This window comes from Kribbella sp. VKM Ac-2571 (assembly GCF_004362255.1).
Lineage (GTDB): Bacteria > Actinomycetota > Actinomycetes > Propionibacteriales > Kribbellaceae > Kribbella > Kribbella pratensis.
In genome coordinates, this window is the sequence record NZ_SNWS01000001.1 from 533,708 (window position 1) to 555,985 (window position 22,278).

General features: G+C 69.3%; 20 protein-coding genes. 4 read left to right on the forward strand and 16 right to left on the reverse strand.

Annotated elements, in window-relative coordinates:
• The first annotated feature begins 44 nt into the window (after window positions 1–44).
• Window positions 45–1,541, forward strand: coding sequence for an FAD-dependent monooxygenase (locus tag EV651_RS02630; RefSeq protein WP_133781537.1), 1,497 nt, complete (start codon window positions 45–47; stop codon window positions 1,539–1,541).
• Here the strand turns inward: EV651_RS02630 and EV651_RS02635 are convergent.
• From EV651_RS02635 to EV651_RS02670, 9 genes are all read right to left on the reverse strand, one after another.
• On the reverse strand, window positions 1,526–3,160 hold the full coding sequence (locus tag EV651_RS02635) for a helix-turn-helix transcriptional regulator (protein ID WP_133781539.1): 1,635 nt from the start codon (window positions 3,158–3,160) through the stop codon (window positions 1,526–1,528). The genes EV651_RS02630 and EV651_RS02635 overlap by 16 nt on opposite strands.
• Before the next feature lie 34 nt (window positions 3,161–3,194).
• Window positions 3,195–4,280: an NAD(P)/FAD-dependent oxidoreductase gene (locus tag EV651_RS02640; protein WP_133781540.1), complete on the reverse strand. Its 1,086-nt coding sequence runs from the start codon at window positions 4,278–4,280 to the stop codon at window positions 3,195–3,197.
• Complete coding sequence (locus EV651_RS02645) at window positions 4,277–4,585, reverse strand: hypothetical protein (protein WP_133781542.1); 309 nt, start codon at window positions 4,583–4,585, stop codon at window positions 4,277–4,279. The genes EV651_RS02640 and EV651_RS02645 overlap by 4 nt, the downstream gene beginning before the upstream one ends.
• Before the next feature lie 69 nt (window positions 4,586–4,654).
• Window positions 4,655–6,145, reverse strand: coding sequence for a peptide MFS transporter (locus EV651_RS02650; RefSeq protein WP_133781544.1), 1,491 nt, complete (start codon window positions 6,143–6,145; stop codon window positions 4,655–4,657).
• A gap of 56 nt (window positions 6,146–6,201) precedes the next feature.
• A complete protein-coding gene (locus EV651_RS42160; RefSeq protein WP_238156607.1) occupies window positions 6,202–7,206 on the reverse strand; it encodes an ABC transporter ATP-binding protein in 1,005 nt (334 codons plus the stop codon).
• The gene (locus tag EV651_RS42165; protein WP_238156608.1) at window positions 7,196–8,257 is read right to left on the reverse strand and encodes an ABC transporter ATP-binding protein; all 1,062 of its coding nucleotides are present in this window, start codon (window positions 8,255–8,257) and stop codon (window positions 7,196–7,198) included. The genes EV651_RS42160 and EV651_RS42165 overlap by 11 nt, the downstream gene beginning before the upstream one ends.
• Window positions 8,254–9,360: an ABC transporter permease gene (locus EV651_RS02660; protein ID WP_133781546.1), complete on the reverse strand. Its 1,107-nt coding sequence runs from the start codon at window positions 9,358–9,360 to the stop codon at window positions 8,254–8,256. Before EV651_RS02660 ends, EV651_RS42165 begins: the two co-directional genes overlap by 4 nt.
• The gene (locus tag EV651_RS02665; protein WP_133781548.1) at window positions 9,357–10,352 is read right to left on the reverse strand and encodes an ABC transporter permease; all 996 of its coding nucleotides are present in this window, start codon (window positions 10,350–10,352) and stop codon (window positions 9,357–9,359) included. Before EV651_RS02665 ends, EV651_RS02660 begins: the two co-directional genes overlap by 4 nt.
• Before the next feature lie 15 nt (window positions 10,353–10,367).
• The gene (locus EV651_RS02670) at window positions 10,368–12,344 is read right to left on the reverse strand and encodes an ABC transporter substrate-binding protein (RefSeq protein ID WP_133781550.1); all 1,977 of its coding nucleotides are present in this window, start codon (window positions 12,342–12,344) and stop codon (window positions 10,368–10,370) included.
• 157 nt (window positions 12,345–12,501) lie between these two features.
• On the opposite strand from EV651_RS02670, the gene EV651_RS02675 reads away from it, so the two are divergent.
• The 3 genes from EV651_RS02675 (at window position 12,502) to hisD (ending at window position 16,067) form a co-directional block, all read left to right on the forward strand.
• A complete protein-coding gene (locus EV651_RS02675) occupies window positions 12,502–13,302 on the forward strand; it encodes an IclR family transcriptional regulator (protein WP_133781552.1) in 801 nt (266 codons plus the stop codon).
• A gap of 89 nt (window positions 13,303–13,391) precedes the next feature.
• Window positions 13,392–14,789: a hypothetical protein gene (locus EV651_RS02680; protein WP_133781554.1), complete on the forward strand. Its 1,398-nt coding sequence runs from the start codon at window positions 13,392–13,394 to the stop codon at window positions 14,787–14,789.
• 15 nt (window positions 14,790–14,804) lie between these two features.
• Window positions 14,805–16,067, forward strand: coding sequence for a histidinol dehydrogenase (gene hisD, locus EV651_RS02685; RefSeq protein WP_133781556.1), 1,263 nt, complete (start codon window positions 14,805–14,807; stop codon window positions 16,065–16,067).
• Between the two features lie 42 nt (window positions 16,068–16,109).
• Here hisD and EV651_RS02690 read toward each other — a convergent pair whose 3' ends face one another.
• The 7 genes from EV651_RS02690 to EV651_RS02720 are packed head-to-tail and all read right to left on the reverse strand — an operon-like array spanning window position 16,110 to window position 22,261.
• Entirely contained in the window at window positions 16,110–17,069 is a 960-nt protein-coding gene (locus tag EV651_RS02690) for a dihydrodipicolinate synthase family protein (protein WP_133781558.1), read from the reverse strand.
• Window position 17,070: 1 nt separating this feature from the next.
• Window positions 17,071–17,856 (reverse strand): amidohydrolase family protein, encoded by a 786-nt coding sequence (locus tag EV651_RS02695; protein ID WP_133781560.1) that lies wholly within the window; start codon window positions 17,854–17,856, stop codon window positions 17,071–17,073.
• Window positions 17,853–18,728, reverse strand: coding sequence for an amidohydrolase family protein (locus tag EV651_RS02700; RefSeq protein WP_133781562.1), 876 nt, complete (start codon window positions 18,726–18,728; stop codon window positions 17,853–17,855). Before EV651_RS02700 ends, EV651_RS02695 begins: the two co-directional genes overlap by 4 nt.
• Window positions 18,725–19,825 carry a mandelate racemase/muconate lactonizing enzyme family protein gene (locus EV651_RS02705; RefSeq protein WP_133781564.1) on the reverse strand — a complete coding sequence of 367 codons (1,101 nt, stop codon included), beginning with the start codon at window positions 19,823–19,825 and terminating at the stop codon, window positions 18,725–18,727. Before EV651_RS02705 ends, EV651_RS02700 begins: the two co-directional genes overlap by 4 nt.
• The gene (locus EV651_RS02710) at window positions 19,822–20,580 is read right to left on the reverse strand and encodes an amidohydrolase family protein (RefSeq protein ID WP_133781566.1); all 759 of its coding nucleotides are present in this window, start codon (window positions 20,578–20,580) and stop codon (window positions 19,822–19,824) included. Before EV651_RS02710 ends, EV651_RS02705 begins: the two co-directional genes overlap by 4 nt.
• Window positions 20,577–21,305: a creatininase family protein gene (locus EV651_RS02715; protein ID WP_133781568.1), complete on the reverse strand. Its 729-nt coding sequence runs from the start codon at window positions 21,303–21,305 to the stop codon at window positions 20,577–20,579. The genes EV651_RS02710 and EV651_RS02715 overlap by 4 nt, the downstream gene beginning before the upstream one ends.
• The gene (locus EV651_RS02720; RefSeq protein WP_133781570.1) at window positions 21,302–22,261 is read right to left on the reverse strand and encodes a Gfo/Idh/MocA family protein; all 960 of its coding nucleotides are present in this window, start codon (window positions 22,259–22,261) and stop codon (window positions 21,302–21,304) included. The genes EV651_RS02715 and EV651_RS02720 overlap by 4 nt, the downstream gene beginning before the upstream one ends.
• Window positions 22,262–22,278 lie beyond the last annotated feature (17 nt).

A 22,278-nucleotide genomic window follows, 5' to 3' on the forward strand; every position in this document is an offset into this window, starting at 1 on the left:
AATTGTACTGGACCAAATTTTATACTCGGTCTAAGATTCCCGGCATGGACAACAAGGACGTGGTGATCGCCGGCGGCGGGCCGGTCGGACTGATGCTGGCCTGCGAGCTCGCGCTGGCCGGAGTCGACGTACTGGTCGTCGAGCGGCTGCAAGAGATCGACCCGACGATCAAGGCCGGCTCGATCAACGTGCCGACCGCCGAGGCGCTGTACCGGCGCGGAATGCTGCCGGCGCTGCAGGAGCACCAGCGCCTGGCGTACGAGCAGATGAAGGCGTTCCGGGGCGGGAAGGCGCCGAGCGGCCCGCCGCCGGCCGGGCACTTCGCCGGGATCATGGTCAGCTCCGCCGGGGTGGACTTCGCGGATCCGGACTTCCGCGATGCCGGTCCCGCGGTGTCGGTGGTCGCAGTCGGGCAGCAGGCGATCGAGTCCGTCCTGGGCGCACGGGCCGCCGAGCTCGGCGTCGAGATCCGGCGCGGGGTGGAGGTCACCGGCTTCGACGCCGACGACGAGGGTGTGACGGTCCACTTGAGCGCCGGCTCGGTGCGGGCGGGCTGGTTGGTCGGCGCCGATGGCGGCCGCAGTCTGGTACGCAAGCTGGCTGGGTTCGACTTCCCCGGTACCGAGCCGGCGATCACTGGCCGGCAGGCGATCGTGGAACTCGAAGGCGCCGAGAGCCTGCGCCGCAGCTGGAACTACACCGAGACCGGTCTCTACGCCCATGGGCCGGTCCCAGGCCGCGTGCTGACCGTCGAGTTCGACGGCCCGCCGGAGGACCGCGACGCACCGATCACCGCCGACGAGATCCAGGGCAGCCTGCGGCGGGTCACCGGCGTCGACGTCACGGTCACCCGGCTGCTGTCGGCGACGAGGTTCACAGACAACGCGCGGCAGGCCACGACGTACCGCCTCGGACGCGTGCTGCTCGCCGGGGACGCGGCACACGTGCACTCACCGTTCGGCGGTCAGGGCCTGAACCTCGGGATCGGTGATGCGGTCAACCTCGGCTGGAAGCTGGCTGCGACGATCCAAGGCACCGCGCCCACCGGTCTCCTCGACACCTACACGACAGAGCGGCACCCGATCGGCGAGTGGGTCCTTGACTGGACGCGCGCCCAGATCGCCTTGATGCGCACGGATTTCCGGACCTCGGCGTTGCGCAGTGTGGTCAAGGACTTGCTCGAGACGTCGGGCGGTACGACGTACCTCGCGAAGAAGTTGTCCGGTGTTCTGCATCGCTACCCGATCGAGGGCACGCACGAGTTGGTCGGCGCGGGTGCGCCTGACTTCAAGTTCGCGGACGGTACGCGGCTGGGGGAGCACCTCTTCGACGGCAAGGCGCTGCTGCTGGACCTGTCCGATTCGGCGCAACTGCGCGATCTCGCATCCGGGCGGGTCCGCGTGCTCACGACGAAGTACGACGGCGATCTCACCGGCGTGCTGATCCGGCCGGACGGGTACGTCGCCTGGGCCGCCGCGGACGGCACCGCGACGGGACTCGACGAAGCGTTGTCGACCTGGGTGCCTCAGAGCAGCTCGTGATCCCGGGCGTACGCCGCGGCCGCGGTCCGGGACGGTACGTCGAGCTTCGCGAAGATGTTGGTGAGGTGCCGGGCGACGGTCTTGTCGCTCAGCACCAGCCGCTCCGCGATCTCGGCGTTGCTGTTGCCAGCAGCAACCAAGCGCAGGACCTCAAGTTCGCGCCCGGTGAGGCCGCCGGCGCTCTCGGTGTGCAGCAGCCGCTCGACTTCCTGCCGCGCGGGCACGACGCCGAGTTCGGCGAAGCTGTGGCAGGCGGCCTTCAGCTCGGTGGTCGCCGAGTCCTCGTCCCCGAGCAACCGGAACGACCGTCCGACCAGTACCTTCGCCCGCGCCACCTCGTACGGGGCCTGCAACTCGTTCCACAGCTGGCCGGCAACCCTTGCCTGACGCAACGAACGATCCGGGTCACGGCCTTGCAGCGCGACCAGCGCCAGACAGTACGCCGCCGACGCCCGTAGCCCCGCGCAGCCGAAGCTGTCGGCGATTGCCGACAACTCCTCGGCCGCGGACGAGGCCTCGTCCACGGCCTCGCCGGCGAGCAGGACCTCGACCGCGCCCGCGAGCAGCCGCGAACGATGCACCGGATCACCGGTCTCCGCGAGCAGACGCCGTACAGCGGCAACCGCGGCCGCGGTCCGGCCACGGGCCAGCAGGAGCAGGGCCCGGCCCGGCTGCGGTTCGTGCCCGTACCCGGCCGCTTCGTCGTACGCCGCCTGCGCCGCCGACAGGTCGCCGCAGATCCGCAGTACGTCGCCCCGCTCGGTCAATGCGAGACCGGCAGCGATCTGGGATCCCGCGGCCGCATACCGGCGGCAGGCGGCGTCGAACTCCGCCAGCGCCTCCGGGTACGCCGCGTGCAGGCGCAGGATCTGACCGCGATGGACCGCGCACTGCCCGGTGAACGGCACCAGGTCCGGCTGACTGTCGCACCAGCGTGTCAGCGCCGTCGTCCACGCGGACGCACGAGCGAAGTCCAGTACCTCCTGGCAGGCCTCGATCATCGCGCAGTACACGTTGCCCGCGAAGATCGGCGAGAGCTCGCCGGCCGCGACGGCGACCATCGCCTCGTCCAGCAGGGTCAGGCCCTCCGGCACCCGGCCGGAGTACATCAGCAGCCGGCCTTTGCACACCAGGCTCTGGGCGAGCAGGTCGGGATCGGAGTGCCGGCGGGCGATGCCGATCATGTCCTCACTCACCGCCAGCGCACCCGGGAAGTCGCCGCTGTCCAGGCACTGGAAGAAGTCGTGGACGCGGAGGTAGCCGCGTTCCAGTACGTCGTCCGGCTGGTCCGCGAGCAGGCGGTGGGCGCGTGCGGCCCAGCCGCTGCCGACCGCCACCTCGCCCCGGACGTTGAGGACGAGGGCCAGCCAGAAGGCGAACCGCACGGCGCCCAGCACGTCGCCGGCGTCGATGCGCAGCCGGTAGCCGCGCTGCAGTGCGCGGATGCAGCCGTCCGTATCACCGAGCAGGAACGCCGCCGTGGCCAGCGTCATCAGGTCTTCCGGGCCGAGGGCGGACCCCGGCTCACCGTCCGCCGTCATGAGCCGGCCGTACGCGGCCGCCCAGTCGCGGCGCTCGAACGCCGTCCTGGCCCGCTGCAGATCGTCGACAATCCCCATCACATGCCCCCACTCGCGAGCATGCGCCTGTCGATCACGCGGCGGCAAGACTCCGGTCCGCCCGGGACCGGGCAGCGATGTGTTTGGCGACGTACCCCGCGTCCCGCCCGACGCCGGGCAGCACCATCGAGCTGAAGGAGTACTGGAAGGACAGACCGCAGAAGAACAGGCCCGGCGCGTCCGCGACCACGCCGCGGTACTCGCATGGCCAGCCGTCGGGCCCGATCACCGGTGCCTTGATCCAGTCGAAGACCTGCTGGAAGCCGGTCGCCCAGACGACGTTGGCCACGTCGACTACGCGGCCGTCCGCGAGGAGGGGCCGCCCGTTCCGGACGCCGGTCACCCGGTCGTGCACGCGCTCGACGCCGCGCTCGAGCAGGTCCGCGCGCTTCACCCGGATCATCGGGCCGCCGTGGAACCGGATCTCCTCCATCGCCGACTTGCCGATCGGCGACCGGCGCGTCACCAGATGCCGTCCGACGAACAGGAACACCGGCCAGAAGATCGCCTGACCGCGTGCGCCGGGACGGAACGGCATCTGTCCGGGATCGCGACCGCACAGGACGGTGTCGTGGGTCTGCGCGACCTCGTACGCGACATCGGTGCCGGAGTGCGACGCGCCGACCACGAGCACCGGCCCGTCCTTGAGCTGCGCCGGCCGCCGGTACTCCGACGAGTGCAGTTGCCGGATCGCGGGATCCAGGTCGACGGCGAAGTCCGGGAGGTACGGCGTACGCCCGAAGGTACCGGTCGCGACGACGACGTTGTCGGTCGCGATCCGCTCCGTGCCGGTGACCACGATCCATCGGCCGTCGAGGCGCTCGAGTCGGTCGACCCGCGTGTTGTGCCGGATCGGCAGGTCGAAACGGGTCGCGTACGAGGCGAGGTAGTCGGCGACCTCGTCCTTGGCGGGGTAGTTCCACGGATCGCCCGGGAACGGCAGCCCGGGCAGGCCGTCGTACTTGGCAGGGGAGTAGAGCCGCAGGCTGTCCCACTGCGCCCGCCACTGGTCGCCGACCCGGGCGTTGCCGTCCAGGATCGTGAACGGCTCCCCGAGCCGTTGCAGGTGATAGCCGGTGGCGAGTCCGGCCTGTCCGGCGCCGATGATGACGGTGTTCATGTCAGAACCTCCCTGACCTCGCGCCGGTGGCTGTGGAACTGATTGTGGAAGCGCAGCCACCACAGCAACATCAGCGCGGACGTCACGACGTAGAAGCCGTGCAGGAACCAGATCGGTCCTGGCGGCAGGTGCACCACGTAGATGCAGTGGACGGCGTTGCCGACGTTGGCCAGCACCAGGTTGGCCGGGCTGTACGACGCGAGGTCGCGGGTCCGGATCGCCCGGACCACCATCGGCAGGGCGCTCGACGCGAAGAGGATGGTGGATATCGTCCCCGCGAGAAGAGCAACGCTTGCGCCAGTCATGTCACTGACGCTAGGTGTCCCGGGCGGCCGCCCGCGTCGGACGGAATGCGCAACTCGCGTACGACGCGACTACGACGTTTCTCGTATGTCGGCGCTGTCTCGTACGTTGGTGTGTCGCCGGATCCAGGGTGCCAGCGCGAAGACGACGATCGCGACCAGGATCGTGACGACCGCGAGGCCACCGAAGTACGCCGTGTCCGACGCGTCCTCGGTCGCCTGCACGAGCTGGGCGGTGATCGCCTGACCGGCTGCCGGGGCGAGGAACCACAGCGCCATCATCTGGCTGAGGAAGGCCCGCGGCGCGAGGACCGTCGTCGCGGCCAGGCCTACGGGGGAGAGGAACAGTTCGCCGAGTGTCTGGATCACGTACACGGCCACCAGCCACAGGGGCGACGCGAGGTGGTCGCCGGCAACCGACGAGGCGAGCGCCATCACCGCGAACGACATACCGGCCAGCAGCAGCCCGGTCGCGAACTTCTGCCCGATCGACGGCCCGCGGTCGCCGAGCCGGATCCAGATCACCGCGAACACCGGCGCCAGCACAACGATCGAGAACGGGTTGACGGACTGGAAGAACTCCGGCGAGATCTCGATCCCGAAGAGGTCGAGCTGCGTCCGGCTCGCCGCGAACGTCGTCAGCGTCGTCGCGGCCTGCTCGAACAGCATGAAGAACAGCATCGCCGCGACGAACAACGGGATGTACGCGCGGACCCGCTGCCGTTCGACCGGTGTGACGAGCGGGCTCCGCAGCAGCATCACGAAGTACGCGATCGGCGCCAGGAAACACACGTACGAGATCGCGTCCACCACCGGCCGCGGGCCGACGCCGCCGGACCGCCAGGCCGACCAGGCGAACACCACCGCGAGCAGCGCGAGGACCGCGGCCGAGACCTTGATCATCGTCGGCCGGTCGGCTGCGGTCAGCGGGTTCGGCGGGGTGTCGCCGCGACCGTGCAGGGTGCGCCGGCCGAGCAGGTAGGCGACCAGCGCCAGCGTCATGCCGACCGCGGCCGCCGCGAACGCGACGTGGAACCCGAACTCGCGGCGCAGGAACCCGACCACGAACGGCGCCGAGAACGACCCGATGTTGATCCCCATGTAGAAGATCGAGAACGCCGAGTCCCGCCGTGTGTCGCCTTGCTCGTAGAGCGCGCCGACCATCGTGGACACGTTCGGCTTCAGCAGTCCGGTGCCGAGGGCAACCAACGCGATCCCGGCGTACGCCGGTCCGGTCGACGGCAAGGCGAGACACAGGTGGCCCGCGACGATCACGGTACCGCCGTACAGGACGGTGCGACGGGCGCCGAACACGCGGTCCGCGAACCAGCCGCCGAGCACCGACAGCAGGTAGACCGAGGCGCCGTAGATCGACACCACCGCCTGCCCGAGCGACTCACCGAGGCCGAGCCCGTGCGCCTGGTCGGTCAGGTACAGGAGCAGGATCGCGCGCATCCCGTAGTAGCTGAACCGCTCCCACAGCTCCGTGGTGAACAGCGTCATCAACCCACGAGGATGACCGAAAAAGGTCTTCTCCTCGCCGGCTTGTTGCGGTGCGGACACGATCGACTACTCTCAGTGAGGCAACCACTACCGCTTCCGACCGTAGCAACCCGGAGTCAGGCCGTCGTGTACACCCCGTCCAGCTCGAGTTCATCGGTTCGATGACAGCGCGGCACGGTGTCCGGCTCCACCTCGGCGCACAGGTCCACGGCGTACGGACAGCGCGGCTGGAAACGGCATCCGCCGAAGTCCTGGTCCGGCGTCGCCACCTCGCCGGCGGGCAGTACGTCGTCCCGCCGGCGCAACCGCGGATCCGGCCGTGGGATCGAGCGGAGGAGTGCCTCGGTATAGGGGTGCCGGGGTCGCTCGAACAGGTCCTCGGTCTCCGCCTCCTCGACGATCCGCCCGAGGTACATCACCGCCACCCGGTCGCAGAGGTGCTGGACCACCGACAGGTCGTGCGAGATGAACACATAGGTCAGGCCCAGCTCGTCCCGGAGATCCTCGAGCAGGTTGAGGATCTGGCTCCGGACGGACACGTCGAGCGCGCTCACCGCCTCGTCCGCGACCACCAGCCGCGGCTGCGTCACCAGCGCCCGCGCGATCCCGATCCGCTGCCGCTCACCGCCGGAGAACGCGTGCGGGTAGCGCCGCATCAGCTCCGGCCGCAGACCGCAGCGTCGCAAGGCCTCGGCGACCCGGTCCCGCACCTCGCCGCCGCTCGCCAGATTGTTGACAATCAGCGGTTCTGCAACGATCTGCTGGACGGTCATCCGCGGGTTGAGCGACGAGTTCGGATCCTGGAAGACGGTCCGGATCTCGGTGCGCAGCGGACGCAGCTGCCGCCGGGACAGCCCGGCCAGATCGACCTCGGCGCCGTCCGCACGCCGGTACACAAGCCGCCCCGCGGTCGGCTTGTGCGCGCGCAGGATGCATCGCCCGAGCGTCGTCTTGCCACAGCCGGATTCACCGACCAGTCCGAGCGTCTCACCCCGCCGTACGACGAGATCGACCTCGTCGACCGCCCGTACGGTGGTCCGGTTCCGGCGCCCGAACAGCCCGGCGCCGCTGGTGAACCGCATCGTCAGGTCCTCGATCCGCAGGATCTCCTCAGCCGGCATCGGCGACCACCTCCTCGGGGCGCAGGTCGTGCCCGTCGCGGATGCTCTCGGCGGTCGGGTAGTGCACGCACCGAACCTCCCTCAGACCGTCACTCACGAGCGCGGGGTTCTCGGCGTCGCACTGACCGGGTACGACGTGGTCGCAGCGCGTCCGGTACGGGCAGCCGCTCGGCCGCTGCTGCGGATGCGGGACCTGTCCGCGGATTGTCGGCAATCGACGCCGCGCCCGCCGCTCGATCCGCGGCACGGACCGCAGCAGCGCGCGTGTGTACGGGTGCCGCAGGTCGTGGAACAGCGAGTCCACGTCGCACTCCTCGACCACGTTGCCCAGGTACATCACCGCGACCCGGTCCGCGAGCTCGGCGACCACGCCGAGGTCGTGGGTGATGAACAGGATCGCCATCCCGCGTTCCTCCTGCAGCGTGCGCAGCAGCCGCAGGATCTGGGCCTGCGTGGTGACGTCGAGCGCGGTCGTCGGCTCGTCCGCGACCAGTAGTTGCGGCCGGCAAGCAAGTGCCATCGCGATCATCGCACGCTGCCGCATACCGCCGGACAGCTGGAACGAGTAGGCGTCGATCCGCCGCTCCGGTTGCGGTATGCCGACGCCGCGCAGCTCGGCGATCGCGCGCTCGCGGGCCTCGGCCTTGCCGAGTTGCTCGTGCAGCCGCAGCACCTCGATCAGCTGCTGCCCGATCGTGTGCACCGGGCTGAGCGCGGCCATCGGCTCCTGGAACACCATCCCGATCTCCTTGCCGCGGATCCGGCGCAGCTCCGGTCCGCCGGGATCGAGCGCTGCCAGGTCGACGACGCCGTCGCCGGAGCGGAACCTGATGCTGCCGGCAACGATCCGGCCGGGCGGGTCGACCAGCCGCAGGATCGAACGCGCGGTGACACTCTTGCCGCAGCCGGACTCGCCGACGATGCACACCGTCCGGCCCGGCTCGATCCGCAGGCTCACGTCGTCGACGGCCCGGACCAGCCCGTCGGCGGTGTCGAAGTGCGTGCTGAGCTTCTCGATCTCCAGCAGCGGCTCGATAGGAGGCCTCCTCATGACTCGTAGGGGTCGGCGGCGTCCCGCAGGCCGTCGCCGACGAAGTTAAGGGCCATCACCGCGATCACCACCGCGGCGCCGGAGGCCAGCAGCCACGGCGCCGTGGTCAGCACCCGGATGCTCTGCGCCCCGCTGAGCAGCACTCCCCAGCTCACCACCGGCGGCTGCAGCCCGAGGCCCAGAAAAGACAGCGCGGTCTCACCGAGGATCATCCCGGGGACGGCGAGGGTCAGCGACGCGATGATGTGGCTGGTGAACGCCGGCAGCATGTGCCGGCCGACCACGCGGTGCCAGCTCGCGCCGTCCAGTTCCGCGGCCAGCACGAAGTCCTCGCCGCGGATCTGCAGGAACCGGCTGCGGATCACCCGCGCCAGGCCGGTCCAGCCGATCAGCGAGAGGATCAGCGTGATCGCGAAGTACGTCTTCAACGGGCTCCAGCCCGGCGGTACGGCGGCGGCGAGCCCGAGCCAGAGCGGCAAGGTAGGGACCGACATGAAGAACTCGATCACGCGTTGCACGATCCCGTCGGTCAGACCGCCGAAGTAGCCGGAGACACCGCCGAGCAGCAGGCCGAGGACGAGCGCCGCGAGGACGCCGATCAGGCCGACCGACATCGAGATCCGGGTGCCGTATACGATCCGCGAGAGGTTGTCGCGGCCCTGGTCGTCGGTGCCGAGCAGGTGGAACGGCGCGCCCGGCTGACTCGGTCCGACGAGATGCCGGTCGGACGGGACGATCCCCCACAGCTTGTAGTGATCACCTTTGGCGAACAGGCGTACGGCGTACCGCTGGGACTTGTCGGTGGTGTAGTCGCGGAGCAGTGTCTCGGGGTTCGGCGTGCCCTTGTAACCGTTCACGAATACGTGCGGGCCGGACGTGAACGAGATCTTGAGCAGTTGCGGTGGTGCGTAGGCGCGGTCGGCGGCGTACGTGTCCTGGGCCTGCGGGGCGAGGAACTCGCAGAACGCCGCGGTGAGGTAGATCAGGGCGACGACCCAGAGCGAGACGACCGCGAGCTTGTTGCGCTTGAAGCGCCGCCAGATCAGGGTCCGCTGGGAAGCCAGCGCGAGGGCGGGCTCAGCCTCGATCTCGACGGCGGTCATCGGGTGTACCCGATCCGGACGCGGGCGTCGACGGCGGCGAGCAGCAGGTCGGAGATCAGCGTGCCGATCACGGTCAGCACGCACGCGATCAGGATGATGCCTCCGGCAAGGTACATGTCCTGGCTCTTCAGCGCGTTGAGCAGCAGCGGCCCGGTCGTCTCCAGGCCGAGAACGCTGGCGACCAGCACCTCACCGTCGAACAGCGCCGGAATCGTCCAGCCGATCGTGGCGATGAACGGGTTCAGCGCGACCCGGGTCGGGTAGCGCATCAGCAGTTTGCGCTCGTCCAGCCCGCGGGCCCGGGCGGCTGTGACATAGGGCTTGTGCAGCTCGTCGAGCAGGTTGGCCCGCAGGACACGGATCGTTCCCGCGATGCCGCCGGACGCCAGCACGAGCACCGGCAACCACAGGTGATTGAGTACGTCGAGCAGCTTGCCGAGGTTCCACACCGCGCCCTCGAACTCCGGCGACATGATCCCCGACAGCGTCTGCCCGAACAGCTTGAACTCCAGGTACACGACGGTCAGCGCGATCAGGAAGCCGGGTACGGCGAGACCGAGGAACGTCAGCGCGGTGATGACGTAGTCGAGTTTCGAGTAGCGCCGGGCGGCGGAGTAGATCCCCGCCGCCAGTGCCACCGTCCACCCGATCAGCCAGGTCGCGAGGCCGAGGCCTATGGTCAGCGGGAGCCGCTCGGCCAGCAGTGTGGAGACGGGCTTGTTGTACTGGAACGACTGACCGAAATCGCCGTGCAGGACGATGTTCGACATCCACCGCAGGTACTGCTCGAACGGCGACTTGTCGAGCGCGTACTGCTGCCGCAGCGCCGCGAGCTGGTCGCTGCCGACCGTCTGGCCCTGCTGCTGCAGCTTGGCGACGACCGTGGTGAGGAAGTCGCCGGGCGGCAGCTGGATGATCAGGAACGACACCAGCGAGATCAGCAGGACGGTGGGAAGCATCGCCAGCAGGCGACGGAACAGGTAGCCGGCCAAGGGGATCCCTTCGGGTCAGGAGTGCTTCTCCGGGGAGTCGAAGTACATCTGCTCCGGCGACGAGGCGTTCTCGTAGTGGGTGCGGTAGCTGGCGATCGCGTCCGGACGGACGTTGCGCAGGTCGCCGGCCGAGATCAGCGGCTGGAACGGCGTACCGACGGTGCCGATGATCCACACGTTCTGGTCGTGCAGCCGCAGGATCTGGTGCCCGAGCTCCATCCGTCGCGCGTCGTCGGCGGTGATCACCAATTCGTCGTACAGCGTCTGCAGCTTGCGGATGTCGCCGGTCGGTTCCAGCGCGAACTTGTCCTTGTGGTTGCCGTACCAGTTGCCGTACTTCGGAGCCCAGTACGTCAGGCCGTTCGTCGGGATGTACCAGAGCGAGTCGATGTCCCACAAGACGGTGGCCGGCGGGTATGCGACCAGGTCGTAGTCGCCGTGCGGGATCTCCTCGTACCAGAGCTCCGGCGTCATCGGCTTGGCGACCAGGTCGATGCCGACCGCCTTCCAGTACCGCTTCGCGTACTCCAGGACGCTGATCGCGTCGATGCCGACGCCGACCTCGAAGCAGCGGCCGACGAGTTGCAGCTTCTTGCCGTCCGGCCGCAGCCGCATGCCGTCCGGCCCGCGCCTGGTCAGGCCCGCGGCGTCGAGACGCTTGTTCGCCTCGTCCGCGTCGTACTCGATGAAGCGCTGCCCCATGCCCTTCTCCCAGTACTCGTCCTCGGGCTGGGCGCACGGGTGCCGGACGAAGCCCTGGCCGGCGAACAGCGCGTCGTTCATCTCCTTGCGGTTGATCGCGTGCGAGAGACCGGCGCGGAAGTCGATCTTCTGGAACAGCTCGCGCAGTACCGGATCCGGGTGGCTCTGGTTCAGGTTGATCGACGTGTTGGGCTCGGCGACCCAGCGGTTCACCTTGTAGCCCTTGGATTCCTGGTTCTTGATCAGCAGCGGGAGTTGCTCGGCCTGGATGTCGGTGACCTGCAGGTCGAGCTGGCCGTTCGCGGCGCGCAGCCCGAGTGTCTCGGACGGCATCACGGTGTACTGCTGGCTGTCGATGTAGGGCAGCTGTCGGCCTTGCTCGTCGACCTTCCAGTAGTACGGGTTGCGTTCCAGACGCGCTGTCACGCCCGAGCCCTGGAGCGGCGCGAGCAGCTTCCACGGGCCGAGGATCGGTACGTCGGCGTTCTTCCAGATGTCGCGCCGGGCCTTGAAGAAGTCGGCCCACGTCGGCGCCGGGTTCTTCTTCATCGCGGCCTGCAGTTGCGCCGGCGTCGCGAAGTCCTTGTGGAACTGCTTGAGATAGTGCGCCGGAAGCAACAGCGCCGTCGACGAGCCGAAACCGGTCAGCCCCATGAAGCACAGGTACTTCAGCAGCAGACCGTGCGGTACTGCGAACTCCATCCGCAACGTGTGGTCGTCGACCTTCACGAACTTGCCGGGTTTCCCGCCCGGGCTCAGCCAGCCGGGGAAGACCGGGTTCAGCTCCTTGTTCAGGAACTCCTTCTCGTAGGCGAACATCAGGTCGTCGGTGGTGAACGGCTGCCCGTCCGACCACTTCAGGCCCTCGCGCAGGTGGAAGACGTAGACCTTGCCGTCGTCCTGGACCTCCCACTTCTCGGCCAGGCCGGGGCCGACCTTCGCGGGCGTCGTCGGCGTCCACTCGAGCAGGCCGGCGAACTCGACGTACTGGTTCTGGGTGGCGTTCCGGTCGATCTGGCCGCGCCGCAGCACACCGCCGTACTTGCCCGGGCCCTGGATCGGCTTGACCACCATCGGGTTCTTGGGCAGCCGCTGGTCCAGCGAGGGGAGCTTGCCGTCCTTGACCAGCTTGGTCAGGACCGGTGACTCCTTGGCGCCGGCGTCGGTCGCGGCCGAACCGGTCGTCTTCTTGGCGTCGGTGGAGAAGAACGAGCATCCCGCGACGGCGGTCGCGGACAGCGAGAGACCGGAGACCCGGAGGAACGTCCGGCGGCTCAGGGGATCGGACATGGCGGCTACCTCCACGCGGACGAAGTCCGCCGATCAGCACTCTTTCCGGGACAGTGACACGAAATGTTGCATACTTCAAGATCTGAGATGAATCTTCGTGATCTCGTATATACAGCCACTCGAAGACAGCTTCCGGCGCGGGCGCTAGACTCCGACCATGGTGAGTGAGACAGCCGGTGACCGGTCGCCGTCGCCGGCGGTCGCGCGAGCGCTGACGATCCTCGAGACATTGGTCGAGTCCGACGAGGAGCTCACGCTCACGGCGCTGGCCAAGAAGGCGAAGATCCCGCTCGCCACCTGTGCCTCGATCGTCTACACGCTCGAGCAGCGCGACTACGCCACCCGCCGGGTGGTCGGCCGCAGCCATTTCTGGCGGCCGACGCTGCGGCTGTACGGCCTGGCCACGCAGCTGATCCGCAAGGTGGACCTGTCGTCGGTCGCGTCCCGCGAGATGCGCGAACTGGCCGACCGGCTCGGTATGCCGGTGCACATCGGCGTCCTGACCGGTTCCTCGGTGGTGTACGTCGCGAAGGCGGCGCTGCCCGGGTTCATCCAGTTCGACACCTATCCGGGCAAGGTCGCGCATTTCAACCTCACCGCACTCGGCCGGGCGATCGCGGCGTACCTGCCGGAAAGTGAGCTGAAGCCGCTGCTCGCGCGGCTGGAGCCTGGCTACGGGCCGAAGGCGAAGCCTGTCGACGAGGAGACCTTCCGCGCCGAGCTCTCGAAGGTGCACAAACAGGGCTACGCGGTCGAGGACCAGGAGGAGCAGGCCGACATCGCCTGCGTCGCGGCCCCGTTCTTCGCCGCGGGCGGCCACGTCGCCGGGGCGGTCGGCGTCACGTCCTTCGCCCGCGACCTGACCCGCGACAAGCGCAAGCAGGCCCAGGCCGGCCTGATCCAGCTCGGCACGACCATCTCCGAGCGCCTCGGCGCCACCGAACCGCCGACCGCCTGAACCCTTGCCGGGCTCCGCCGGCGGTCTTAGGCTTTTCTGAGATAGCGGAACTGTTTTCGAAATCTCGAAAATTCTGAGGAGTGGTTCCGATGACCACGCACGGTCCGTATCCCCAGCCCGCCGGCGGTATCAAGGCCACCCTCACCGGCGGCAACACGGTCGGCGCCTACCTCCGCGAGCGCGAGCCGCGCGCGGACGGCTACCGGCACCTCGACACCCCGGCGCTGATCCGCAGGCTCACGGAGCTCGGGGCCAACACCTACCTGTTCTGCATCTGGGACTCCGCGACCGACTTCGACGACCTGCGCGCGGAGTTCCTGCCCGCCGCCGCGGCCGCCGGCATCGACGTGATCCCGTACATCGTGCCGCCGAGCGAGACCTCCGACCACGGCCGCGCCTCCCGGCCCTACCGGCTGGATTACGTCGCCTGGGCGAAGGCGTTCGCCGAGCTCGCGGTCAAGTACCCGAACTTCCGCGCCTGGGCGATCGACGACTTCGAGGTCGGCGAGAACGCCAGGTTGTTCACCCCGGAGTACATGCGTGAGTTCGTCGACGCCGGGGCCGCGATCAGCCCGGAGCTGCGGTTCTACACCTGCGCCTACTTCGGCAAGGCCACCGACGCGGAGTTCCTGGACAAGTACGGTCCGTTCGTCGACGGGATCATCTACCCGTTCCTGGACGGGCACCACGAGAACACGACGGTCGCGGACTCGCTCGGCGCCTGCCTGGACGAGATCCTCACCTACACCGAGCCGCGAGGGCTCGACCTGATCCCGCTGATCTACACCGGCCGCTTCCTGGACGCGCCGCTGCCGCCGACGGCGGACTACTGTACGGCGGCCCTCACCACGTCGGCGGAGTACGTCGCGGCCGGCAAGATCCCCGGAGTGATCTCGTACGGCACCCAGCTGGACGGTGCGCCGACGCCGACCTCCGACAACAAGGCGATGTACGGCAACGGCCGGCTCGCACTGGTCGCGCCCCGGTCGCAGGTCGCGGCGGGGTCGACCGCCACCGCCTCGCAACGCGTCACCGTCGATCCGCGATCCGCCCGGTACGTCGTCTCGTTCTGGTACCACCGCTGGCTCCTGGCGCCCGGTGTCGAGTCCGGGACCTACCAGCTGGAGATGCTGATCGACGACACGGTCGTCTGGACGATGGACCTGCACGAGCAGCGCTGGCCGGTGTGGACCAACGGCGACGGGATGGAAGGCCCTGTCGACGTCACCGCACATGTTGCCGGACGCAACGAGGTGGACCTGACGTTCCGGCTACGGGCGCTGCGGGACGCGTCCTGGCGCTACCTCGATGTCGGCGTGGACCACATCGAGACGATCGGCCTCGCCGTCCGCAACGCCGGGTTCGAGGAGGACGGTGACTGGACGCTGGAGAGCACCGGTTCGTTGTTGTCCGTTCTCGACCATTACGTACCCGACCAGCCGGCCCGGATCTTCTCGGCCATCTCGCGCTGTTACACACGCACCTAGGAGAGAGGCGATGCCATGGCCGAGCACCTGAAAACCGGGTGGCCGCAGCGGGTCGAGCGGCAGCAGGAGGTGATGGACACCGTCAGCCGGATCCTCTCCGAGGTGGAGCGGGACGGGCTGCCAGCGATCCGGCGGTGGTCGCGGCAACTGGACGGCTGGGATCCGGAGTCGTTCGTCGTCTCGGCGGATCGGATCAAGGTTGCCGCCGAGACCGTCGACGAGGAGCTGGCGGCGCATCTGGAGTTCGCCCGTTCCCAGGTGGAGCGGTTCGCCCGGGCGCAGCGCGAGACGCTGACCGACCTCGAGGTCGAGACGCTGCCGGGGGTCGTGCTGGGGCACCGGCACGTCCCGGTCGCCAAGGTCGGTTCGTACTCGCCCGGTGGCCGTTACCCCCTGATCGCGTCGTCGATCATGACCGTCACGGTGCCGAAGGTGGCCGGGGTCGACACCGTCGTGGCCGTCGCGCCGCCGCGGGACGGCCACGGCATCTACGGCCCGCAGCTCTACACGATGAACCTGGCCGGCGCGGACGTGATCGTCTGTCTCGGCGGCGTCCAGGCCTTCGCGGCGATGGCCTTCGGGATCGAGGACGTGGCGCCGGTCGACCTGGTGGTCGGCGCCGGGAACGCGTACGTCGCCGAGGCCAAACGGCAGCTGTTCGGTACGGTCGGGATCGACCTGCTGGCCGGTCCGACCGAGGTCGCGGTGATCGCGGACGAGTCGGCCGACCCGCGCCTGGTCGCGGCCGACCTGCTTGGCCAGGCCGAGCACGGCTTCAACAGTCCCGCCCTTCTCGTCACCACGTCCCGATCCTTCGGTACGGCGGTGATCTCGGAAGTCAACCGTTGGCTGGCCGGGGACTGGCCGACCGTCGAGGTCGCCGGCGGCGCCTGGCGAGAGCACGGGACCGTCGTGGTCTGCGAGTCGCGCGAAGAGGCCGTACAGGTCTCGGATGCCTACGCGCCGGAGCATCTGGAGGTGCAGACCGCCGACGACGACTGGTACGCCGCCAACCTGCGCAACTACGGCTCGTTGTTCATCGGGCCGCAGGCAACGGTCGCCTTCTCGGACAAGTCGATCGGGACCAACCATGTGCTGCCGACCGGCCGCGCCGGCCGGTACACCGGTGGTCTGTGGGTCGGGAAGTTCCTGAAGACCGTCACCTACCAGCGGCTGACCGCTGCCGGCGCCCGGTCGATCGCTCCGTCGACGGCCGCGATCGCCGACGCCGAGCTGATGTTCGGCCACGCACTCACCGCGCGCCTGCGGATGGATTGAATCCGAAGGGTGCCCCACGGTCAGGTGGGGCACCCTTCGCCGTCAGCCCAGGTGCGGCAGCAGGTCCGCGAACTCGACCAGCAGCCGGTCCACCATCCTGATCTCCTCGCTGTCCAGTTGGTGCGCGGGCTCGCGGCAGTACGCGCTGGCGAACAGGCCGCGGCGGACCGAGATCAGCTTCTCGGCCGCGATGATCCGCTCGGTGTCGAGCATCCAGTAGGAGATGTACGGCAACAACCGGCGGTGCAGGTCGATCCCGGCCTCCTCCTCGCCACCGGTGAGGCGGCGCCAGATCTCGACGTACACCTCGGTCATCGAGCAGCCGGGCTGGGTGCCGACCGCGCCGCGGCGGACGGCGTCGGGGAGCTGAACGCCGGCGTACCCCTCGACCGCGGCCAGGGCCGGGGTGCCGGCGGCCAGTTCGGCGATGAGCGGTCCGGGCGGACTGGATTCGACCTTCACCAGGCGAAGATTCGGATGATCGACGGTGATCGCCCGCAGCAGGTCGGCGTCCAGACTCGTCCCGGTCTCACTCGGCGCGTACTGCAGCACCATCGGCACCGGGTCGATCGCGGTCAGTACGGCGCGGACGTGCTGGGCCAGCGACCCCCGCGACGGTGACAGGAAGTGCGGCGGCAGCAGGTTGATCAGGTCGGCGCCTGCCTCGACCGAAGCCCGGGCCCGCCGTTCTGCCAGCTGGGTGGCGTGGTCCTGGACCGCGATCACTGCGGCGACGTCGTCGCGGTCGCGGGTATGCCCGAGCAGGATCTCGGTCAGCTGCCGGCGTTCGTCCTCGGACAACTTGTGGAACTCCGAGGCGAAGCCGGGGAACATCACGCTGGTCACGCCGGTCGACAGCACGTACGACACGACCCGGTCGAAGCCGGCATGGTCGACGTCGCCGTCGGCGGTGAACGGAACCTCGAGCACGGGCGAGACCCCGCGCACCAGCAGGGACGCGTCGTCCGTGGGCCGCTCGGCCCCGATCTCGGTGGTGGCCATGTCATCCTCCCTGGGGAGTCACCTGATGGATCCCCTGATCAGTCACCGTCGGCGTGGAGTTGAGCAGCCGGGCGAGGTTGCCGCCGAACACGGCGGACTTCTGCTCGGGGTCGACCGGCCAGTCGCGGATCCGGTCCACCTCGGCGAGCGGCACCGTGTACGGCGAGTCGGTCGAGAACACCAGCCGTTCCGCCCCGATCCCCGGCTCGGCCAGGAACCCGCTCAGAACCGTGTCCCACGGCGCGTACGACGTGTCGCCGTACAGGTTCGGCGCGTACAGCAGGGCCGGGATCGCGTCGATCCAGAAGTCGGTCGCTCCGCTCTTGCCCATCAGCACGGGCAGTTCGGGCCGGCGCCGGGCCAGGCTCGCGAGTGGCAGCGGGAGCGCGTTGGCCGGCGTACCGGTCCGGACGTAGGCGAACCAGCCGGAGTCCGCGGCGAAGTCGAGCAGCGGGTCGAGGAGGCCGTCGAGTAGATCGAAGCCCTGCAGGACGGAGTCGACCGCGAGGGCGACGGCGCCGGCGTCGCGGGCCCGGTCGAGCTCGTCGAGCGCCGCAGGCCCTCGCCACGGGTTCGCCACGGCGTACGCGAGCAGGCGACCGCCGGACGCCGCTGCCGCCGCGGTGGTGGCCGAGTTGCCCTCGCGGTTGTCGTAGGCGATACAGCGTTCGGACGGCGCGACCAACGCCTGATCGATGCCGAGGGCATCCATCGTGGCGAGCAGGCCGGCCGGCGTCAGACTGACCTCGCGGCCGTCGCCGATCCGGCAGTGCGCGTCGATGATCATGCGGGCACCTCCAGCCCGAGGGCGCCGAGCGCGTCGGCGTGCACGATGCCGTCGATGACCTCGTCCGGGACGCGCGGGAACTTGGTCCCGTCGAGCATGTCGTTGACGGTGTAGAGGCCGGCGATCGCCTCGCCGGTGTTGGCGATCGGGAAGTCCGAGCCGAGCAGCAGCTTGCCGGTCGCACCCCACTCGACCGCGTTGATGAGCGATTGGTACAGCACCCAGGGCCGCAGGTACGTCGACGACACATCGGCGTACACGTGCGGGTGCTTGCGAATCGTCACGACCGTCTCCCGGCTCCACGGGTGGCCCATGTGCGCCATCACGATCCGGAGCTCGGGATACCGCAGGGCGATCTCGTCGGTGACGAGCGGATAGGTGTAGCGCAGCGGCGCGTGCCGCATCGGCGAGGCGCCGGAGTGGAACAGGATCGGCAGGCCGTGCCGCTCGCAGTACGCGTAGAACGCGAACGCGGGCTCGCTGAGCGGATCGAAGTTCTGGTAGTTCGGGCCGAGTTTGACACCGACCAGACCGAGCTCGCGGCTGCGGTCGGCCTCCTCGAACGCGCCGGGCAGCGTCGGGTTCACCGACATGAAGCCGATCCGCTTCGCCGGGTTGTCCCGCACGAACTCGGCGGTCGCGTCGTTGCAGCGCTCCGGCGGATACGGCAGGCCGGTGAGTTCGAGAGGATTGTCGACAGCAATATTGAAGACAATCGACACGTCGGCGGCGGCCATCGCCTCGTCGTAGTCGGCCCACGAGTTCGTGGTCACCACCGGCCGGTCGTTGCGCCAGTTGTCGTACACCCGGCGCTCGTTCTCCGGCACCGCCTCCCGGTGGGTCGGGGTGTGTGCGTGGACGTCGACGATCATCGGAACTCCTGCAGCAGGTCGTCTCGCAAGGTCACTCCCAGCCCTGGCTCGCCACTCAGCCTGACCCGACGCCCGTCGCTGTCCAGCGGCTTCGCCAGCACGTCCTCGGTGTAGTAATGGGCGCCGATGATGTCGCTCGGGTGCGCCGACAGCCGGGGGAGGGCCGCAGCGACGTGTAACTGGGCAGCGGCGCCGATCCCCAGCTCCCCGTTCGATCCGATCAGGACGTCGAGCCCGTGTGCGGCGGCGACCTGAGCCATCCGTACGGCGCGGCCGGGTCCACCGCTCTTGCCGACGTACAGGCTGACCACGTCCGCGGCCTGTGCCTCGACCACGTCGACCAGATCGTGCAGACCGAACACCGACTCGTCGGCGATCACCGGCAGCCCCAGACGCCTCAGTTCCCGGGAACCCTGTAGATCTCGAGGCTCTAGCGGCTGCTCGACGAAGGCAACGCGGAAGCCGGCGAGCTCGGGGATCGCGCGCGTCGCGTCGGCGCGGGACCAGCCACCGTTCGCATCGGTGCCGAGGAACGCGTCCCCGGCCAGCTCACGCGCTCTCCGCACCCGGTGAAGGTCACCTTCGACGCCCAGCCCGACCTTCACCTTGAACGCGCCGAAGCCGGCGGCGGTTGCGGCGGTCCAGGCGCGCTCGAGTTCCTCGTCGTCGCCGGACAGCGAGAGCTTGATCGGGATCTCGGTGCGATACGGGCCGCCCAGCGCGACTGCCAGCGGTACGTCGAGCGTCCGCGCGAATGCGTCCCACAGGGCGATCGAGACGCCGGCCTTGGTGAACGGATTGCCCTGCAACACCTTGTCCATCAGGACTTCGAGCGCGCCGACCGGCGTCAGAGGCCGGCCGATCAACGCGGGGGACAGCACCGTCCGGATGAAATGGTCCGCCGAGGTGCCGTCCTCGCCGGACCAGATCGGCGTCGCGCTGACCTCGCCGTACCCCTCGATGCCGTCGCTGGTGATGACGCGGACCAGCAGGAAGTCGGAGCGGTCGTGTGGGCCGCGGGCTCCGCGGACCAGCAGGTCGGGCGCGGCCTGGAGACTGACCGGCGCGGTCTGGATCGCCGCGATGGTGGCCGTCACGCGGGCTCCAGCAGCCGGCGTGGATTGTCGACGAGCATCGCCCGGCGTTGCGCATCGGTGATGCCCCAGCCGTCGATCTCCTTCACCCGGGCGACCGCGTAGTCCTGGCTGGCCTTGTCGGACAGGCCGGCGTCGGTTCCGAAGATCACCTTGTGGGCCGGGGCTTCGGCCAGGATCCGGCGAGCGGCGTACGGCGGGGTGCCGCAGATGCAGAGGTAGACGTTCTCGGTCTCCTGCGTCATCACGAGTGCCTCGCGCCACAGATCGTGCAGACCGCCGTGCCCGAGGATCACCCGGAGCCTCGGGTGCCGCCGGGCCAGCGCGGCGATCTGGCCCGCGGTCGAGTACGGCGGGGTGCCGTCGTGGCTGAGCAGGACACCGCCCACCGAGGTGATCACCTCGCAGATCGGGTCCAGGGAGCGCTCGTGCATGCTGAAGCCCTGCAACCACGGGTGCAGCTTCAGGCCGCGCAGGCCGAGTTCGCCGACCATCCGCTCCGCCTCGGCGACTGCGGTCTTGCGCCGGACCGCGACCGTGCCGAAACCGGTCATCCGCTCGGGGTACTTGCGGACGAACTCGGACAGCCGGTCGTTCGACTCCGGCGTCGGGTCGAACAGCCCGTCGTGACTGAGCACGACAGCGTGCTCGATCCCGGTCGAGTCCATGAACGCGACGAACTCGTCGGCTCCGAACGCGGCGCCGCCGAGCCAGGTCGCCGTCTCCCACGCCGGAGTGTGGGTATGGAAGTCGATCACAGCACCTCCGCCAGCTCGAGAAGACGGTCGCCGAGTGCGGCCGCCACCTGGTCGAACCACTTCCTGCCGGTCGCCGGATCGGCCAGTTCCGGACGGTCCGTGTACCCGTCGATCCGCTGCCAGCTCTCCGCCGTGTGCAGTGCCACGTCGTCGACCGCGTCCCCGGTCGGTGGATCGGGACGTTCCTTGCGCTCGGCAACGAAGCTCTCGTTCTGTGCCAGCATCAGCGCGGTCTCGAAGGCACCGGCATGACCCGGCACGGGTACGTCGCAATCGCGGGCGAGGCGCCAGTAGTCGACATGCGCCACGTTGACGTCGTACCTGGTCGAGGCTGCTGCGGCCGCTGCGTGACAGACGCCGACGTTGCCGCCGTGACCGTTGACGAGAACGAGACGCCGGCCGCCGTCCGCGTGCAGCGAGCGTGCCAGGTCGAGCAGGACGGCGAGCAACGTCTCGGGCGAGAGCGACAGGGTCCCGCCGAAGGGCAGGTGATGATCCGACGCCCCGAACGGTACGGGCGGCACGAGCACGAGGGGTCGCGGGGATCGTTCGTGTACGAGCGTCGCGGCGTGTTCGGAGACGGATTGCGCGAGGATCCAGTCGGTCCCGGTGGCCAGATGCGGACCGTGCTGCTCGGTCGCGCCGACCGGCAGCACGACGATTGCCTCAGGCAACAGCTGGGCGAGCTCGGTCCGGTTCGCGTGATGCCAGGACAGCAGTGTCATGTGGCCCTCCCGGCGACGAGTTGGGCGGTACGGAGCGCGGCGATGCCGTCGTCGAGGGACGGTTCGCCGGCCTTGCGGGTGCTGTCGTACAGCTCGACGAACCGTTGCACCTGGAGGTCGAAGCACCGCGTCGTACGATCGCCGGGGAAGCGAAGCTCACGGTCGCCGTCGGCGGTGCTGAGGCGCAGGTCGAACGTGAAGCCGTCGAGCGTCGCGAGGCCGCGGTCGCCGAGGAACGTGAGCTCGCACCGGGGGAGTGCGGTGGTGAACCAGCCGAACTCGACCAGTGCCTGGTGGCCGTTCGGATAGGTCAGGCGGGCGCCGATCAGGTTGGGTGCCGGGAGCTCGGGACGGGTCGTGCTGGACCACGCGTCCTGCACGCGCTGCGGCTGTCCGCCGAGCAAGTGGCTGAGCCAGTCGAACAGATGCGCGCCTTCGTGGACGACGGGGGTTCCGTGTTCGAGCGTGGCGGTGATGCGCTCGGTGTGCTCGTGGTCCTCGGGGCGGTGGGCCTCGTCGTAGATGTGGGCGCGGACGAGGACCGGCGTACCGAGGGTGCCGGCGGCGATCCACGTCCTCAGTTGCCGGACCGCCGGGTCGTGGCGGTAGGTGAGACCGACCTGGATCCGGCGGCGCTGCTCGTCGTCCAGCTGGTCGTAGATCCGCGCCGCCTCGACGGAGGTCGCGATCGGTTTCTCCGCGAGGACGAACAGCCCGGCCCGCGCGGAGCGGACGGCAAGCTCGGGTGTCACCCACGGCGGCGTGGCGAGCACCACGCCGTCCACCGCGTGCGGGTCGAGTTCGGCGCGAGCCGGAATCCCCTGTCCGGCGGCGATTTCGCGGCGCCCGGGATCCGGGTCGACGAGCTGCACCACGTCGACGTCCGGGCGCCGCAGGAGCGCGGGCAGATGCGCGGCCAGCCCGATCTCCCCGAGCCCCACGAGCGCCACCCGCATCCTCGCTCCTTCAGAAT

Excerpts from the sequence above, each read along its gene's own strand:
- EV651_RS42165 (WP_238156608.1), bottom strand. The coding sequence starts at position 8,257 with ATGAGGAGGCCTCCTATCGAGCCGCTGCTGGAGATCGAGAAGCTCAGC.
- EV651_RS02695 (WP_133781560.1), bottom strand. The coding sequence starts at position 17,856 with ATGATCATCGACGCGCACTGCCGGATCGGCGACGGCCGCGAGGTCAGT.
- EV651_RS02640 (WP_133781540.1), bottom strand. The coding sequence starts at position 4,280 with ATGAACACCGTCATCATCGGCGCCGGACAGGCCGGACTCGCCACCGGC.
- EV651_RS02715 (WP_133781568.1), bottom strand. The coding sequence starts at position 21,305 with ATGACACTGCTGTCCTGGCATCACGCGAACCGGACCGAGCTCGCCCAG.
- EV651_RS02680 (WP_133781554.1), top strand. The coding sequence starts at position 13,392 with ATGACCACGCACGGTCCGTATCCCCAGCCCGCCGGCGGTATCAAGGCC.
- EV651_RS02720 (WP_133781570.1), bottom strand. The coding sequence starts at position 22,261 with ATGCGGGTGGCGCTCGTGGGGCTCGGGGAGATCGGGCTGGCCGCGCAT.
- EV651_RS02630 (WP_133781537.1), top strand. The coding sequence starts at position 45 with ATGGACAACAAGGACGTGGTGATCGCCGGCGGCGGGCCGGTCGGACTG.
- EV651_RS02670 (WP_133781550.1), bottom strand. The coding sequence starts at position 12,344 with ATGTCCGATCCCCTGAGCCGCCGGACGTTCCTCCGGGTCTCCGGTCTC.
- EV651_RS02700 (WP_133781562.1), bottom strand. The coding sequence starts at position 18,728 with ATGATCGTCGACGTCCACGCACACACCCCGACCCACCGGGAGGCGGTG.
- EV651_RS02675 (WP_133781552.1), top strand. The coding sequence starts at position 12,502 with ATGGTGAGTGAGACAGCCGGTGACCGGTCGCCGTCGCCGGCGGTCGCG.
- EV651_RS42160 (WP_238156607.1), bottom strand. The coding sequence starts at position 7,206 with ATGCCGGCTGAGGAGATCCTGCGGATCGAGGACCTGACGATGCGGTTC.
- EV651_RS02690 (WP_133781558.1), bottom strand. The coding sequence starts at position 17,069 with ATGGCCACCACCGAGATCGGGGCCGAGCGGCCCACGGACGACGCGTCC.
- EV651_RS02645 (WP_133781542.1), bottom strand. The coding sequence starts at position 4,585 with ATGACTGGCGCAAGCGTTGCTCTTCTCGCGGGGACGATATCCACCATC.
- hisD (WP_133781556.1), top strand. The coding sequence starts at position 14,805 with ATGGCCGAGCACCTGAAAACCGGGTGGCCGCAGCGGGTCGAGCGGCAG.
- EV651_RS02635 (WP_133781539.1), bottom strand. The coding sequence starts at position 3,160 with ATGGGGATTGTCGACGATCTGCAGCGGGCCAGGACGGCGTTCGAGCGC.
- EV651_RS02660 (WP_133781546.1), bottom strand. The coding sequence starts at position 9,360 with ATGACCGCCGTCGAGATCGAGGCTGAGCCCGCCCTCGCGCTGGCTTCC.